This is a genomic window from Amycolatopsis marina, from assembly GCF_900111885.1.
In the GTDB taxonomy this organism is placed as follows: Bacteria; Actinomycetota; Actinomycetes; order Mycobacteriales; family Pseudonocardiaceae; genus Amycolatopsis; species Amycolatopsis marina.
Window position 1 is genome coordinate 278,127 of sequence record NZ_FOKG01000003.1, and the last position, 15,816, is coordinate 293,942.

Annotated in this window: 16 protein-coding genes; 7 read left to right on the forward strand and 9 right to left on the reverse strand. The window is 68.2% G+C overall.

What is annotated here, in order from left to right; all coding sequences use genetic code 11:
- Window positions 1-30: 30 nt before the first annotated feature.
- Entirely contained in the window at window positions 31-1,566 is a 1,536-nt protein-coding gene (locus BM199_RS07625) for a M28 family metallopeptidase (protein ID WP_091671449.1), read from the reverse strand.
- Window positions 1,567-1,784: 218 nt separating this feature from the next.
- Between BM199_RS07625 and BM199_RS07630 the strand changes: the two genes are divergently transcribed.
- Entirely contained in the window at window positions 1,785-2,762 is a 978-nt protein-coding gene (locus BM199_RS07630; RefSeq protein ID WP_091671451.1) for an NAD(P)H-quinone oxidoreductase, read from the forward strand.
- 10 nt (window positions 2,763-2,772) lie between these two features.
- Here BM199_RS07630 and BM199_RS07635 read toward each other — a convergent pair whose 3' ends face one another.
- A complete protein-coding gene (locus tag BM199_RS07635) occupies window positions 2,773-3,972 on the reverse strand; it encodes a cysteine desulfurase-like protein (RefSeq protein ID WP_091671453.1) in 1,200 nt (399 codons plus the stop codon).
- 132 nt (window positions 3,973-4,104) lie between these two features.
- On the opposite strand from BM199_RS07635, the gene BM199_RS07640 reads away from it, so the two are divergent.
- Window positions 4,105-4,689: a bacterial proteasome activator family protein gene (locus BM199_RS07640; RefSeq protein ID WP_091671454.1), complete on the forward strand. Its 585-nt coding sequence runs from the start codon at window positions 4,105-4,107 to the stop codon at window positions 4,687-4,689.
- Window positions 4,690-4,847: 158 nt separating this feature from the next.
- Here BM199_RS07640 and BM199_RS07645 read toward each other — a convergent pair whose 3' ends face one another.
- The 3 genes from BM199_RS07645 to BM199_RS07655 form a co-directional block, all read right to left on the reverse strand.
- Window positions 4,848-6,134, reverse strand: coding sequence for a polysaccharide pyruvyl transferase family protein (locus BM199_RS07645; protein ID WP_091671456.1), 1,287 nt, complete (start codon window positions 6,132-6,134; stop codon window positions 4,848-4,850).
- 67 nt (window positions 6,135-6,201) lie between these two features.
- Window positions 6,202-7,185, reverse strand: a complete 984-nt coding sequence (locus BM199_RS07650; RefSeq protein WP_091671457.1) for a spore coat protein — start codon at window positions 7,183-7,185, stop codon at window positions 6,202-6,204.
- Window positions 7,182-7,928, reverse strand: a complete 747-nt coding sequence (locus BM199_RS07655; RefSeq protein WP_177242511.1) for a cytidylyltransferase domain-containing protein — start codon at window positions 7,926-7,928, stop codon at window positions 7,182-7,184. The genes BM199_RS07650 and BM199_RS07655 overlap by 4 nt, the downstream gene beginning before the upstream one ends.
- A gap of 41 nt (window positions 7,929-7,969) precedes the next feature.
- Between BM199_RS07655 and pseB the strand changes: the two genes are divergently transcribed.
- Both pseB and BM199_RS07665 read left to right on the forward strand, forming a co-directional pair.
- Window positions 7,970-8,953, forward strand: a complete 984-nt coding sequence (gene pseB / locus BM199_RS07660; protein ID WP_091671459.1) for a UDP-N-acetylglucosamine 4,6-dehydratase (inverting) — start codon at window positions 7,970-7,972, stop codon at window positions 8,951-8,953.
- On the forward strand, window positions 8,946-10,097 hold the full coding sequence (locus BM199_RS07665; protein WP_091671460.1) for a DegT/DnrJ/EryC1/StrS family aminotransferase: 1,152 nt from the start codon (window positions 8,946-8,948) through the stop codon (window positions 10,095-10,097). The genes pseB and BM199_RS07665 overlap by 8 nt, the downstream gene beginning before the upstream one ends.
- Here BM199_RS07665 and pseI read toward each other — a convergent pair.
- Genes pseI through BM199_RS07685 form a run of 4 tightly spaced genes read right to left on the reverse strand, consistent with a single transcriptional unit; the run spans window position 10,094 to window position 12,775 of the window.
- Window positions 10,094-11,149 (reverse strand): pseudaminic acid synthase, encoded by a 1,056-nt coding sequence (pseI, locus tag BM199_RS07670; protein ID WP_091671462.1) that lies wholly within the window; start codon window positions 11,147-11,149, stop codon window positions 10,094-10,096. The two genes, BM199_RS07665 and pseI, sit on opposite strands and share 4 nt — an antisense overlap.
- Window positions 11,150-11,178: 29 nt before the next feature.
- Window positions 11,179-11,670 carry a GNAT family N-acetyltransferase gene (locus BM199_RS07675; protein ID WP_218160303.1) on the reverse strand — a complete coding sequence of 164 codons (492 nt, stop codon included), beginning with the start codon at window positions 11,668-11,670 and terminating at the stop codon, window positions 11,179-11,181.
- A 5-nt stretch (window positions 11,671-11,675) separates the two neighbouring features.
- Window positions 11,676-12,110 (reverse strand): hypothetical protein, encoded by a 435-nt coding sequence (locus BM199_RS07680; protein WP_091671465.1) that lies wholly within the window; start codon window positions 12,108-12,110, stop codon window positions 11,676-11,678.
- A gap of 35 nt (window positions 12,111-12,145) precedes the next feature.
- A complete protein-coding gene (locus tag BM199_RS07685; protein ID WP_091671466.1) occupies window positions 12,146-12,775 on the reverse strand; it encodes a glycosyltransferase family 29 protein in 630 nt (209 codons plus the stop codon).
- A 248-nt stretch (window positions 12,776-13,023) separates the two neighbouring features.
- Here BM199_RS07685 and wzm point away from each other — a divergent pair, with 248 nt between their 5' ends.
- From wzm to glfT1, 3 genes are read left to right on the forward strand one after another with little or no spacing between them, the layout of a single operon-like run.
- Window positions 13,024-13,965, forward strand: coding sequence for a galactan export ABC transporter permease subunit Wzm/RfbD (gene wzm / locus BM199_RS07690; RefSeq protein WP_245788213.1), 942 nt, complete (start codon window positions 13,024-13,026; stop codon window positions 13,963-13,965).
- A gap of 51 nt (window positions 13,966-14,016) precedes the next feature.
- Window positions 14,017-14,832 carry a galactan export ABC transporter ATP-binding subunit Wzt/RfbE gene (wzt, locus tag BM199_RS07695; protein ID WP_091671468.1) on the forward strand — a complete coding sequence of 272 codons (816 nt, stop codon included), beginning with the start codon at window positions 14,017-14,019 and terminating at the stop codon, window positions 14,830-14,832.
- Between the two features lie 32 nt (window positions 14,833-14,864).
- Window positions 14,865-15,779: a galactofuranosyltransferase GlfT1 gene (gene glfT1, locus BM199_RS07700; protein ID WP_091671469.1), complete on the forward strand. Its 915-nt coding sequence runs from the start codon at window positions 14,865-14,867 to the stop codon at window positions 15,777-15,779.
- Window positions 15,780-15,816: the final 37 nt, after the last annotated feature.

Below are 15,816 nucleotides of genomic sequence, written 5' to 3' on the forward strand. Positions count from 1 at the left end.
CGTCCCCAATGCCACATTGGGGTACTCCTACTAGCGCACGTTCGCGTGCGGGTCGCCTGCGACCTGCGCGGTGAACGCCCGTTGCATCACTCGCTGCTGAGCCGTCGCCTTCTTGCTCTTCGCGGCGAACGGCGCGACACCGTTCACTTCCTCCGTGCTGATCGCGTAGCGGGCGGTCACCCAGGCCAGCGCGTCGGAGTTGCGGTCCAGTGCCGTCCGGTCGACGTTGCCCAGGTTGTCGCACTCGGTGTGGTAGCACGGGTCGTACGCGACACCCGCGCGCCCGCCCCACTTGGCGGCCTGCGCCTCGGTTTTGATGCCCTCGGCGCCGGTGAACAGACCACCCGCCGGGATGCCGACCGAGATGAAGCGGCCGTAGTCCGAGCGGCCCGAGAAGTCGGTGCCCTCCGTGGGCGTGCCGGTTCCCTGCAGGTAGTCCACGAACGCGCTCTCGATCTGCGCCGAGCCGTACGGCCCCGCGCCTGCACCCTCGCCGTCGGAGTCGTCGCCGTCATAGACGAAGTACCCCGCGTTCGGCGAGCCGATCATGTCGAAGTTGAGGTACATGGAGATGTCGAGCTGCTGCTCGAAGCTCAACTGGTCGACGTAGTAGTTCGAGCCGACCAGGCCGACCTCCTCAGCACCCCACCACGCGAAGCGAACCGCGTTGTTGACCTTCGGGCTGCCACCGAGCTGCAGCGCGGTCTCCAGCAAACCGGCCGAACCGGTGCCGTTGTCGTTGATGCCCGCGCCTTCGGTGGTGCTGTCCAGGTGCGCGCCAGCCATCACGACGTTGTCCTTGCGACCCGTCTTGGTCTCGGCGATGACGTTGTAGGTGCTGCGTTCCTCCTGCAGCGCCCGCAGTTCCAGGGTCACCGAGGTGCCGTCCTGGCCGATCAGCGACTCGCCGGCGGCCTTGCTGATGCCACCGGTCGGAATGCGCGCGGCATCCGGCGAGCCCAGCGTGCCGTTCAGAGCGCCGTCCTCGTTGTTGTAGACCACAGCGCCTACCGCACCGGCGTCGGCCGCTGCCGCCTGCTTCTGCGCGAACGAACAGGCTCCGCGCTGGATGAGCGCGATCTGCCCGGTCACGTCGCCGAAGTCGGCGACGTCACAACCGGGTGTCTCGTCCGGCTCGATCACCGCGAGCGGTGCCGTGATGCCGTCTTCCGGGGTGGACGGGCTGTAGCTCATGAGGATGATCGGCACGTCGGTGCCGCCGACCGTCAGGCTCTCCGCCAGCGTCTCGCTGTACGTGAACGGGAACTCCTGCCTGGTGACCTCGTAGCCCGCGGCCGCCAGTTTCCCCGCGACGTACTCGGCCGACCTGTCGTAGCCGGAGGTGCCCGACGCACGGTTTCCCCCGCTGCTGTCGGAGATGCGTTGCATGGCGATCAGGTGCCGGTTGATGTTGCCGACCTTGACCTTCTTGACCAGCTTCTTGGCCAGTGCGGGCCCACTCGGTGGAGAGTGCACCACCGCCGCTGCAGGGGTGCTGGTGAGCACCAACCCCGCGCAGGCCGCGATGGCGACCGCAGGCGCGAGTCTTTTCCTGACAGTTGACATAAAAAGGTTCTCCTTCTCCCAGGATCCGGACGGGTGCCAGTCACCTCCCCGACACGGTGAGTCGCGCCCGGTAGCCGAACACCTTCGTTCGTTTCCACGACCGGGTCAAGGGGCATTCGGAGGCATTACGGCAGGTGAGTACAGACCGTTACCAGCTGTCGGCCGGCGTCATGTCGATCAAGGCGGCAGCGGCTTTCTCTGGCCGATACAGTCGGGATATGCATGCGATCACCATCCGCGAGCCAGGTGGCCCCGAGACACTGGAATGGACCGAGGTCCCCGATCCGGTGCCCGCCAAGGGCGAGGTGCTGATCGACGTCGCCGCGAGCGCGGTCAACCGCGCCGACCTGCTGCAGCGACGGGGGCTGTACCCGCCGCCAGAGGGAGCAAGCGACGTTCTCGGACTCGAGTGCTCCGGCACGATCGCCGAACTCGGCGACGGTGTCGAGGGCTGGCAGGTGGGCGACGAGGTGTGCGCGTTGCTCGCGGGCGGCGGCTACGCGCAGCAGGTGACGGTGCCTGCGGGACAACTGCTCCCGGTACCCGGCGAGGTGGATCTGCTGGCAGCGGCCGGCCTGCCCGAGGTCGCCTGCACCGTCTGGTCGAACGTCGTGATGCACGCCGAACTCGACGAGGGCGAGGTGCTGCTCGTACACGGGGGCGCGGGTGGTATCGGCACCCACGCGATCCAGGTGGGCAAGGCACTGGGCGCCACCGTGGCGGTGACGGCGGGATCCGCCGAGCGCCTCGAACGGTGCGGGCAGCTCGGCGCCGACATCGTGATCAACTACCGGGAGCAGGACTTCGTCGAGGAACTCCGCGCGCAGACCGGCGGCGCGGACGTGATCCTGGACAACATGGGTGCGGCCTACCTCGGCCGCAACGTGGACGCGCTCGCCACCGGCGGCAGGCTCGTCGTCATCGGCATGCAGGGCGGCGTGAAGGGCGAGCTCAACCTGGGCAAGCTGCTGGGCAAGCGGGCCAGTGTCGCCGCGACCGGACTGCGCTCCAGGCCCGTCGAGGAGAAGGCGGCCATCGTCGCCGCGGTACGTGAGCGGCTGTGGCCACTGGTCGAGCAGGGCACCGTGATGCCGGTGGTCGACCAGGTGGTCCCGATGGCGGAGGCGGGCACGGCGCACCGGAACCTGGACGAGGGCGGCGTCTTCGGCAAGATCCTGCTCGCCGCCCAGTCCTGAGCGACGCCGGTTACCCGAGCTCCTCGAGGACCCGCAGGAGCTGGTTGATCTCGAAGACGTTGGAGTAGTGGGCGAGGCCGATGCGCACGGCACCACCGACCTCGCCGACCCCCAGTGAAGCGAAAACACCGGTGGAACCGTCGTCGGCGAAGGCGCACAGGCCCTGGGAAGCCAGGTACTCCGCGACCTCGGGGGCCTTGCGGCCCGCCAGGGTGAACGCCAGCGCCGGAATGCGCCGCATCGCGTCGCCGATCACCATCACGTGCCGCAGCGAACGCAGGTCGGTGGACAACTGCGCCAGCAGGCCCGCGTGGTATGACTTCGCCGAGCCCAGTGAGGTGACGAGCCGGTCGCGGCGGGATCCGGTGGCGGCGTCGTCAAGTCCGGCGAGGTAGTCCACCGACGCGATCAGCCCCGCGAGCAGGGGGTACGGATGCGGACCGAGTTCCAGCCTGCCGGGGCCGCGGACGTTCGACTCCAGCGCAACCGACGGCAGTCGCTCGATCATCTCCGGATCACGGAAGACCAGGGCGCCGACCGAGGGCCCACCCCAGGAGAGGGCGGACACCACCAGCACGTCCGCGCCGAGCGAGTTGAGGTCCAGCGGCACGAACGGCGCGGCATACGTCGCATCGACGACCACGGTGGCACCGACGCGCTTGGCGAACTCGGCGACGGTCGGCACGTCGGGCCGCGTGCCGACCGACCCGGACGCCGCGGTGACCGCGACGGCCTTGGTCCGTGCCGACACCAGGTTCTCGTACTGCCATGCGGGCAGCTCGCACGTTTCGATGTCGATCTCGCCCCAGCGCACCACCGCGCCCACCCGCTTCGCCGCCTGCAGCCAGGGAGCGAGGTTCGCCTGTTCGTCCAGGCGGGAGACGACGACCTCGTCCCCGATCGTCCAGCGGTCGGACATGACGTCGGCGAGCCGGCGAAGCAGGACGGAGGAACTGGGTCCGAGCACGACTCCGGCAGGATCGGCACCGACCAGGTCGGCCACCGCCCTCCTGGCCGCCGTCACGATGCTCTCCGCACGCTGTGAGGCCGGAAACGACCCACCCGGACCGGAAACCGGAGCGCGCATGGCCGTCGAGACGGCCGAGGCGACCTGCTCCGGCACGAGCATCCCGCCAGCGCCGTCGAAGTGAATCCAGCCGTCACCCAGTGCGGGAAACAACCCACGAATCCGAGCGACGTCGAACGCCATGAGCACACCGTACGGCCGTGTTGTTTTCCTCTTTCGCCGGGGTTGCCCTGGTGAGCACGGTGCGCGACCGTCCCGGCTACGGTGGGAGACAGACACTGCGAACCACCGCGAAACCCGGCCAGGATGGAGAACATGACCGAGCCCAATTCGCCCAATTCCGGTACTTCGGGTGCCTCCGGCGCTTCGGACGCCGAGCAGTCGCAGCACGTTGTCGTCGTCGGCCCGGACGGCTCACCGGTGGGCACCGCACGCATCGCATCGTCCGAAGAGGCCGAGCAGAGCGAGACGGTCGGCGACCTCGTCGAGGAACCGGCCAAGGTCATGCGAATCGGCACCATGATCAAGCAGCTGCTCGAGGAGGTCCGGGCCGCTCCGCTGGACGACGCCAGCCGGAACCGGCTTCGGGAGATCCACGAGACCTCGATCAAGGAGCTGGAGCAGGCGCTGGCGCCCGAGCTGCAGGACGAGCTGGAGCGGCTGGTGGCGCCGTTCACCGAGGACAGCACGCCGTCCGACGCCGAACTGCGGATCGCGCAGGCCCAGCTGGTCGGCTGGCTCGAAGGCCTCTTCCACGGTATCCAGACAGCGCTGTTCGCCCAGCAGATGGCGGCGCGCGTGCAGCTGGAGCAGATGCGCCGGGGCCTCCCGCCCGGCAGCTCCGCAGGCGCCACCGAACACCCCACCCCCGGCATCGGCACCACGGGCCAGTACCTCTAGCCCCTCCCGCAGCAGCTTGGTACGCCTGCAAGTACCTCCATGCAAGATCAAGATCTCCGCTAACCGCTACCGAGTCACGTGCCCCTTGGTAGCAGTTGACGACATAGATGATCTTGCTTGGGGGTACTTGCAGGCGCTCCTAGCGGGGGACGGCTGGGTCAGGGGCGTCTGAAGCGGGACAGGTGACGCCGGATACCACCCGGGTCGGGCGTGCTCGGGGCGGAGGCCTCGGCAGCGGGTTCGGGCCGGGGTTCCGGCCGGGGTTCCGGCCGGGGTTCCGGCTCGGGCTCCGGCTGGCGCTGGACGGGTGCGTAGATGGCTCTGGCGAGCGCGATCTTGCCCGCCCGGAACCGATCCACCTCGCCCTCGGCGAATCCGCCCGCGCTGGGCCTTTCCGGTACTTCGGAAAGGTCTTCGACCAGCGTCCAGTTCGACCCGAGTTCGGTCAGTGACCGGTGCTTGGTGGCGTAGTAGTCGGGATGGACGGAAATGGCGACCCCGCTCGCTCCGGCCGCCGCCGCCATCAGATGCGGGTGGAAGCGCGTGGTGATCCAGGTCTGCTCGGTCGACACCGGCAGGCCACTGTCCCACACCTCCGGGAACGGATAGAACCGCGCGCCCGGCAGGTCCCGCTCGAGCAACAGGTAGACCTCGCGGTCGCCGCGCGGAATCCCTTCGACGACACCGATCATCGCAGGATCGACCTTCCACGACCGCAGCATCGACAGCACCGTGCCGGCAAGCCTGCCCGCGCCGACGTCCACCAGGTCGGACTGCAGGCACAGCATGACCTCGGGCACGTCACCCTCGGCATACAGCCCCTGGGCACGACCGGCGAGGAACGCGTCGTCCACACCCAGGCCGATACCCAGGAGTTCGGCGGAGCCCTGGTCCCTGACCTCCGCCACGTCGAACTGGTCCACCAGCGTGCGCAGGAGCGGCACCGCGTCGTCGCTGACGGGCAGCAGTCCCTGACCGGTCATCGCCGCGCGGGCTCCGGATCGAGCCTTGGCCGCGGCCACCCCCGCCAGCAGCCCGATGTGCTGCGGCCACAGCCTGTTGACGTAGCCGCCGCCCAGCATGTGCAGCACGTCCACCCTGCTCAGCAGGTCGATCCCGTGGAACCAGCGCGGCGCGACTCCCGGATCGTTCACGGCGTCCCGCACCCAGGCCGCGACCTCCCAGGGCTCCTCCGATCGCGCGTCGCCACACAGCCGCCAGAGGGTATCGGTGAACCGGACGCGGGGATGCAGTCCGGACAGCAACACGGTGGCGGGCCCAGGCGTGTGGGTGTCCACCCAGACATCGGCTTCCGGCGCGACGTCAGCGAGGTAGCGCAGCCAGGATGCGGTGATCAGCTCGTCGCCGTAGTTGGGCAGACCCGCGGGAGCGACGAGGTAGTACACCGGGCCGTTCGCGTCGTCCGCTACCTCGACGGGTTCCATCGCGCCATAGTAGGCACATCACGAACGGATGACGATGAACAGGGATGTCCTCGTCTCTGTCGTGTCGTCAAGCCGACTCCAGCACCGCGTCCAGGACTCGCGCCGCACCCTCACCGTCCACCACCTGCCGGGACCTTGCCGCGAGCCGCTCCCTGGCCCTGGGCTCACTCAACAGCGTCCGCAACGTCTCCACGGCGCCGTCGTCCAGCATCGCGGCCGTCCCCAGGCCCACCACGAGCTCCCGCCGCACCGCCGCCCGATATCCGGCCGCCTGGTTGTCGACGAGCTGGACGACCGCGGCGGGAACGCCTATGCAACACAGTTCGAGCAGGGTCACGCCGGCTGCGCTGACAGCGAGGTCAGCATCCGCGAGCCTGGACGGCAACCGGGTGTCCGGTGGGCAGAGGCGGAATTCCTGGTCTGTCCCGGCGCTCGGCAACTCGGGCCCACCGTGCGCAAGCACGTCGACCTGGCAGGGCACCCCGGTGTCGCGTAGTGCGGTGACCAGCGTCGTCACGATTTCCCGCCACAACGCTCCCCCGCCCAGCACGACCACGACCCTCGGCCGCTCCGGGTGCTCCCGCCGTTCGCCCCGGTGCGCCCTGGCCAGCCGCACGTCCTGCCGCAGCGGGGCGAACTCGGGCCCGGCGAGCCGTCGCCGGGAGCCGTCGTCGGGCCGGGGCAGCGGCTCCAGCCCGGAGTCCACGACGACGTCGGCAGCGCGACGGCCGAAGGATCTGGACTCCATCGACACCAGCGTCGCTCCCGCGGCGTTGACCTCGTCGCGCACCTCGCCGAGCTGGTAGTTGTCGACCAGCACCACATCGGCTTCCCGGGCGAGGACGCCAATGGAAGCCGCGTCGTCGGCGGGTTCGCGCCGGTGCACGCCGAGTTCGGCCATCCGCAGCGCCAGCCACTCGGCATTGTCCGTACGACCCGACAACGACACCTGCCAGCCGCGGGCTACGGCTTCCTCGGCGAAGGCGACCGCCCTGGCCAGATGTCCCACCCCGATCGATCCCGAGGCATCGGCCCGCAGGAGCAGCCTCACGGCGTCACCTTCCGCTGCTCGACGTGGGCGTTCAGCGCGACGAGATCCGGCCGGGCCCGCAGGAGTGCGACCACGTCCTGCCACCTCGGCGGCGCGTCTCCCAGCTCGGCCACCAACGCCTCCAACAGGACCCAGTCCTCCGCCGTATCCAGGGTCACGCGCAGGTCGTCGGCAGCGGGAGCCACGACCGTGCCCGTGCAGCTGTACCGGCCGGGGTCGTTCTTGACGCCGTAGGTGACGTGCTCACGATGCGGGCCGGAGGGAATCAGCGACTGCTCGGCAAGCGCACCGGTTCGGACCAGCTCGGCATCGAAGCCCCGGGGCAGAGTGCGCACCAGAGTGTTGCTGACGTAGTCGAGTTCGGGCTGCGACCGCCAGAGCGCCACGATGTGCTGGAGCAGCCGTGGGTCGTGCAACGGACAGTCAGCGGTCAAGCGAACCACGGCGTCCGCCGGGTACTCCTCCGTCGCCAACAGAAACCGGCCGAGCACGTCATCCAGTGAACCGCGAACCACCGCTGCGCCCAGCCTGTCCGCCTCCTCCGCGACGGCGTCGTCGTCCGTCCCGGCGGACGTCGCGACGACGACCGTGTCGATCCCGTGCGCCGCGGCCGCGGCACGCACGACCCAGCCCAGCACGGACCGGCCGCCGAGCGGACGAAGCACCTTCCCCGGAAGTCGGGTCGACGAGCAGCGCGCCTGAATGACGACGTTCACGACCGGCCTTGCACTCATGGGTGACATGATGGCCGACGGCAACAGTGAGTGAGCGCGGAGGTAACCAGGTGACGGAGCTCGACGGTTCAAGCATCCTGCTGACCGGCGGGACGGGCTCGTTCGGCAAGGCGTTCATTTCCTATGCCCTGGCCGAGCTGAACCCGAAGCGCCTCGTGGTGCTTTCGCGGGATGAACTGAAACAGTACGAAGCCCGGCAGCAGTTCGGTGACGACCCTCGGTTGCGCTGGTTCATCGGCGACGTACGCGATCGGCGCAGGCTCGAACGCGCCATGCACGGCGTCGACTACGTCGTGCACGCTGCCGCGCTCAAGCAGGTGGACACCGGCGAGTACAACCCCTTCGAGTTCGTGCAGACGAACGTGGTCGGCTCACAGCACGTGATCGAGGCAGCCATCGACACGGGAGTCAGGAAGGTCGTCGCGCTGTCCACGGACAAGGCCTCCAGCCCGATCAACCTCTACGGCGCCACAAAGCTGTGCGCGGACCGGATGTTCATCAGCGCCAACCACTACGCGGCCACGCACCCGACCCGGTTCTCGGTGGTCCGCTACGGCAACGTGATGGGCTCGCGCGGCAGCGTCATCCCGTTCTTCCGGTCGCTGGCCGAGCGCGGTGAGTCGCTGCCGATCACCCACAAGGAGATGACCAGGTTCTGGATCACACTCCCACAGGCCGTGCGGTTCGTCGTCGACTCCTTCGACCAGATGAACGGCGGGGAACTGTACGTACCCCGCATCCCGAGCATGCGGCTGGTGGACCTGGCTCAGGCGATCGCACCGAACAGCCCGATGCACGAGATGGGGATTCGGCCGGGCGAGAAGCTGCACGAGGAGATGATCGCCCCGGACGACTCCCGCCGGACAATCCAGCTGGCCGATCGCTACGTGGTTCAGCCGCACATCGCAGGTTGGGGCTACCAGCCGCCGGAGGGAGGCGCTCCGGTTTCGGACGGCTTCGCCTACCGCTCGGACACCAACGACCTCTGGCTCAATCACGACGAGCTGCGGGAACTGGTCGAACAGTATGGCTGAGGACTTTCTGCCCTACGGTCGTCAGTCGATCGACCAGGAGGACATCGAGGCCGTCACCGACGTGTTGCGGGGCGACTGGCTGACCACCGGTCCCGCGGTGTCCCGCTTCGAGGCCGACCTCGCCGAGCACACCGGCGGCACGCCTGCGGTCGCGGTCACGTCGGGCACCGCGGCACTGCACGTCGCCTATGCCGCTGCCGGGGTAGGCCCGGGAGACGAGGTCGTCGTCACCCCCATGACCTTCGTCGCGACAGCCGCGACAGCTGTGCTCCAGGGCGCCACCGTCGTCTTCGCCGACGTCGACGCGGCGACCGCGAACCTTGCTCCCGACGCCGCCAAGGCGGCCACGTCCAGCCGCACCAAGGTCATCGCCGCGGTCGACTACGCCGGGCACCCCGCCGAGCTGGGTGAGCTGGCAGAGGTGGCACGGTCGGCGGACGCTCTGCTGCTGGAGGATGCCGCGCATTCGATCGGCGGCACCTGGTGCGGGCACGCGGTGGGTGCGCTCGCCGATCTGACCACCTTTTCCTTCTTCCCCACGAAGAACCTCACGACGGGTGAGGGCGGCGCTGTCGCGACCGGCTCCGAGGACCTGCTCGCGCGGGCGCGCGGTTTCCGCAACCACGGCCTCGTTCGCGACCGGTCCGCGCAGCGGTTTCCGGACGAGGGTGGCTGGCACCAGGAGGTGCACGAGTTCGGGCTGAACTACCGGCTTCCCGACGTGCTGTGCGCGCTGGGCAGCAGCCAGCTCCGCAGACTCGCCGCGTTCAAAGAACGAAGGGCGCGGATTCACGCCCGCTACAACGAGGGCTTCGCCGACCTGGCCGGCGTGCGTACTCCCATCCAGCACGAACAGGCTGACCCGATGTGGCATCTGTATCCGCTCCGGGTGCTGGAGGGACGGCGCCGCGCACTGTTCGACCACCTGCGCGCGATCGGTATCGGCGTACAGGTGAACTACATCCCGGTGTACTGGCACCCGGTTTTCGCCGATCTGGGCTACCAGCGGGGCATGTGCCCGAACGCCGAGCAGTTCTACGCCGAGGAGCTGTCCCTGCCGTTGTTCCCCGAGCTCACGGATGCACAGGTGGACCGAGTCATCGACGAAGTGCGCGGGTTCTTCGGGGCGAACAGTTCTGCCTAGACCAGGTCCCAGCTCAACGGGGTTCCCTTCGCCGCGTCAGCCCGGAACGTCCTGCCCAGCACCTTCGTGATGTCGGCGGGCGGCAGCCCGCCCGCAGGACGGATCGACCGCACGTTGCTCGCGGTCACCGGCTCGCCCGCCCGCACGTCCTCGACGACGTAGAGCGAGCGGCGGATGCGGATGCCCGCACGCTCGCTCTCCCGCGGGCCGATGGTCGCCGCACCGAGCGCCTGCCAGGCGCGCTCGCTCTCGACGACGAGCGCGGCCAGTTCGGCAGGCTCCAGGGAGAAGGCCGAGTCGACCCCGCCATCAGCACGCGACAGCGTGACGTGCTTCTCCACCACGCAGGCGCCGAGGGCCACCGCCGCGAGGGGGACGCCGATGCCCGGCGTGTGGTCGGACAATCCGACCACCACGTCGAACGCCTGTCCCAGGACCGGAATGGCCCGCAGATTGCTGTCCCGGGGAGGAGCCGGATAGGAGGCCGTGCAACCGAGCACGATCAACTGATCGTTGCCCGCGTCCCTCGCGGTGCGGACGGCCGCGTCGATCTCGGCCGCGCTGGCCTTGCCGGTGGAGATGATCAACGGCTTCCCGGTCCGGGCGCACAGCTCGACCAGCGGCAGGTCGACGATCTCCGAAGAGGCGATTTTGTAGGCGGGGGCGTTCAAGGACTCGAGCAGCTCCACCGCGGTGGGATCGAACGGGCTGGAGAAGACCTCCAGCCCCCGCTGCCTGCCCCTGGCGAAAATGGCCTCGTGCCACTCCCACGGAGTGTGCGCGCGATCGTAGAGGCGGTAGAGATTCTCACCGTCCCACAACGAGTCCTTGTTCGTGATCCGGAATTCCGGCGTGTCCACGTCGATGGTGATGGTGTCGGCGCGATAGGTCTGGAGCTTGAGCGCGTGCGCACCCGCATCAGCGACGGCGTCCACAATGGCCAGTGCCCGATCGAGATCGCCGTTGTGGTTGCCGGACATCTCGGCGATGACGAACGGCCGGTGTGCGGCACCCACCACCCGATCGCCGATCCGGACTTCCTGACGGCTCAAGATCGATCTCCTCCTGTCGGGGACGCGGATCAACGACGTAGGTCGGCGCGGGTGAGTTCGTTCCAGACGACCTCACGTGGTTCGCCGTCGATCTCGCGGACATAGCGGCGCACCTCGGTGAAGCCGACCTGCTCGTGCAGCCGCAGCACCGGGGTGTTGCTCGCCAAGGTAGCCGCACCAAGGCACTGCACGTCGAGGACGTCGAACGCATAGTCGATCGCCTCGTGTTCCAGATCGACCCAGGCCGCGGATCGCTCGGCGCCGAGTCCGTCGACGTCGAGGTACTTGCTCCATTCGACGATCTCACCGCCGAGGCCGCTGAACGTCACCACGCCCGCGGCCACACCAGCACGTTCGTAGACGAGCACCCGGCGGGAAGGGTCCTGCCTGACCCCGTCCCACCACCGCCGATGTTCCGCAGCGCTGATCTCGTGAGTCGTGAAGCTCGCCCGCCGCACCTTGGGATGGTTGCGCCACCGCCGGATCGCGTCGAGATCACGCTCGGTTGCCGGTCGTAACACCGAGGTCACTCAGCGGCGCCGACGCTGGCCCGCTCCTCAAGCCTACGCAGCCGGTCCTCGTAGCGGGCGAGGCCGGCCAGCCGGACCCGGATCTGCGCGTGCTGCCGCTGGATCTCCTGGACCAGGGAGCGGGACTCCGCGATTTCCGGAGCGTCGGCGGTCGGCGCGACGGACAACTGCTCACGCAGGGTCTCCAGCCGGGCGTCCTGGGCCGCCACGTGCGGCATCATTCGGTCCAGTTCGCTCCGGATCCAGCGAAGGTCGCCGCGGACGTGCTCGAGACCGGCCTCGAGTGCGTCCAGCCTGCGGCGGTGGTCAACGGTGCAGTGCTCCTGCTCGACCACGCGCTCGTCGAGCGGGTCCACCCGTTCGCCGATGCGGTAGTCGATGACTCGGGCAAGTCTGTCCGTGACGCGGTTCTTGAGGTTCGACAATGCCATGGTGTTCCTTCGCGGAGAGCGTCGTGCGGAGTTGTTCAGCGGAGTAGGCAGGTGTTGCCGGTCTTGGTCCACGAGTCCAGCAGCCGCCCCTCGGCGGCGATGCGGTGCTCGGGACCGACCTTGCACGAGTCGCCCGCGGCGTGTTCCCACGATGTCTGGTGCGGGTTGTCGATGAAGGAGAACCCGCTGAGCACGAGGTCGGCGGCCGGGAACGAAGTGCGGGCGATCCACGCGGCCATCGTGCCAGTGGTGGCCCAGGCGCCCTCTTCCATCGTGGAAAGTCCCATTGCCGCCGACAACGGCAGGGTGACCTCGCGGTTCGACACGGGAACGAACCCGAGGTCCGCGGGCCACCACGAAGGAATGTCTTCCGGCTCCCAGAGCAGACGTCCCGGCTCGACCAGCAGGTACAGCCTCGACCGGTAGTCCTGGAACACCCAGCGGGTCGCCCGCAGCGCCCGGTTGAAAACCACCACGTGCGTCCGGCTGCCTACGGTGGGAGGACCGTCGGGCTCGTCGCACACGAAGCCGTTCACCCGGAGAACGAGATCGCAGGCGTCGATCGCCTTCGCCCGGTCCTCGTCGGGTGGCAGTGGCTGATTGCCCACCACGGCCACCGAGCGCGGGTCGGGCCGATCCGCGTAGGCCTCCAACAGGCTGACCATCAGGCTCGGCCTTGAGACGTCAACTCCCATGCCGAAGCAAGTTACCAGTCAATTGAATCCGATCGAGTGACAACAACAGGTCAAATGGCACCCAACCGGACATCGGCGCAGGACGCCTTCAGGAGGCCGGTCGCACGCACGTCTGCCGCTGCCACGAGGACGTGAAGAATCCGCAGGCAGAGGCGCAGACCCGCGGTATGCCCAGCCGGGGGCCAGCCCCTGCGCACACCGCAGTACCCTCATATCCCGTGCATGCCACCAGCACCGTTTCGGCGGGCGGCGATAACGCCGCGAACGCCTCGGCAACGATCCCGGCCAAGTCCGACAGCCGCTCCTGGGCGCGCGCGTTCGCCGACCTGAAGAACGGATTTCAGCAGCGCGAACTGTGGAGCCATCTGGGCTGGCAGGACATCAAGCAGCGCTACCGCCGGTCCGTTCTGGGGCCGTTGTGGATCACCATCAGTATGGGGATCACCGCGCTCGGCCTCGGCCTGCTGTACTCGCAGCTGTTCGGCTCGGAGATCGCCGCCTTCCTGCCGTACATCACCACGGGCTTCATCGTCTGGCACTTCATTCTCGGCTGTCTGACCGAGGGCGCCGACACGTTCATCTCGAACGAAGGCCTGATCAAGCACCTACCGGCGCCGCTGTCGGTCTACGTGCTGCGCACCGTGTGGCGGCAGATGCTCATGTTCGGCCACAACATGGTCATCTATGTGCTGGTGATCAGCGTCTTCTGGAGCGAGATCTCCAGGCCCGGGTATGTGATCACCGAAGGCGGGATCCCCCAGCCCGGCCTCAACTGGAGCGCCTTGCTGGCCATCCCTGGCTTCGCGCTGATCGCGATCAACGCGGGGTGGGTGGTGCTGCTCTTCGGCGTTGTCTCGACCCGGTTCCGGGACATCCCACAGGTCATTTCCAGCCTGATCAACCTGCTGTTCTTCATGACGCCGATCGTCTGGTCGACCGATATCCTGCAGAAGCGTTTCGGGGACACGGTCAGCTGGCGGAACCTGATCGCCGAACTGAACCCGATGTACCACTTCATCCAGATCGTGCGTGCACCGATGATCGGTAACCAGCAGAGCTGGCACCACTGGGCGGTGGTCGCGGGGTTCGCCGTCGTGGGCTGGGCCCTGGCGCTGGTCGTGCTCCGCAACTACCGTGCCCGTGTCTCGTACTGGGTGTGAGGACGATGACGAACGCAGGGTCGCGTGCCCGGAAGAGCGAGTGTGAGTGACATGGTCAGCATCGACGTCTGGAATGCTTCCGTCGATTTTCCGATCTTCGACGCGAAAAGCCGCTCGCTGAAGAAGAAGGTCCTCGGCAAGGTCGGCGGAAAGATCGGCACCGACAGCCGGGTGCCGGTGATCGAGGCACTGCACGACATCTCCGTGTCGATCAACGAAGGGGACCGGATCGGGCTGGTCGGGCACAACGGCGCGGGCAAGTCCACCCTGCTCCGCCTGCTGTCCGGGATTTACGAGCCGACCCGGGGATCCGCCAGAATCGTCGGCAGGGTCGCGCCCGTTTTCGATCTCGGTGTCGGGATGGACCAGGAGATCTCCGGTTACGAGAACATCATGATCCGGGGCCTCTATCTGGGGATGACCCGCAAGCAGATGGAGAAGCGGGTCGATGACATCGCCGACTTCACCGAACTCGGCGACTACCTGTCCATGCCGCTGCGCACGTACTCCACGGGTATGCGCGTGCGGCTCGCGCTCGGCGTGGTGACGTCGATCGACCCGGAGATCCTGCTGCTCGACGAGGGCATCGGCGCCGTCGACGCCGCCTTCCTGAACAAGGCTCGCGACCGCCTTGTCGACCTGGTGCGGCGTTCCGGACTGCTGGTGTTCGCCTCCCACCAGGACGACCTGCTGCTGGAACTGTGCACCTCGGCCATCTGGATGGACGAGGGCCAGATGAAGATGCAGGGTTCCCTGCGCCAGGTCCTCACCGCCTACAAGGGCAAGGACCCGTTCGAGAACATCAGCGCCGAGGCCGCGGAGCGAATCGCCGAAGGGCAGCCGGTCACGGCCAAGGGCGGGGACTGATGTGCAGCCGGCCGGCGAATGAGGCAGAGGACATGAACCGCGAGCCCGAGCAGGCACCGCTGGGCCCGGGTTCCGTCGTGGCCGTCGTCGTCACCCGGCACCGCCGGGAACTCCTGGCCGACTCGCTGAAGGTCATCGCGGCGCAGACACATCCCGTCGACCATCTGATCGTGGTGGACAACGGGCCCGATCAGCCCGCCCGTGGGGTCGTGGCGGGCGTCTCGGTGCCGTGCACATACATCCCGTCGCACCGCAACCTGGGTGGTGCGGGCGGCTTCGCACTGGGGATGTTGCAGGCACTGGCGCTGGGCGCGGAGTGGGTGTGGCTCGCCGACGACGACGGAAGGCCGGCCGACGAGAACGTTCTCGAGATCCTCCTGGACGAGGCGGAGAAGCGGAACCTCGCCGAGATCTCCCCCGTCGTGTCCAACATCGACGCGCCGGACAAGCTGGCGTTTCCGCTGCGCAGGGGGCTGACCTGGAAGCGGTCCACGGCCGAACTCGGTACGGACTTCCTGCCCGGTATCGCTTCACTGATGAACGGTGCGCTGTTCCGTGCCTCCACACTCGACGTGGTCGGCGTGCCGGATCTGCGGCTGTTCTTCCGGGGTGACGAGGTGGAACTGCACCGCAGGCTGGTGCGTTCCGGGCTGCCCTTCGGGACCTCGCTGAAGACGTCGTACCTGCACCCGAACGGCTCCGACGAGTTCAAGCCGATGCTCGGTGGCCGGTTTCACGCGCAGGACCCGGAGAACGAGGTCAAGCGCTACTACACCTACCGAAACCGCGGCTACCTGCTCTCGCAGCCGGGCATGCGCAAGATCGGCGCGCTGGAGATCATTCGGTTCGGGCTGTACTTCGTGGGCGTCAAACGCGATCCGAAGGCCTTCGCCCAGTGGCTGCGACTGGTGCGCCAGGGCCGCAAGGAGAAGTTCTTCCGCTACTGACGGCCGGGGCCGTCCTGGTGCGCTGACGCAGGACGGC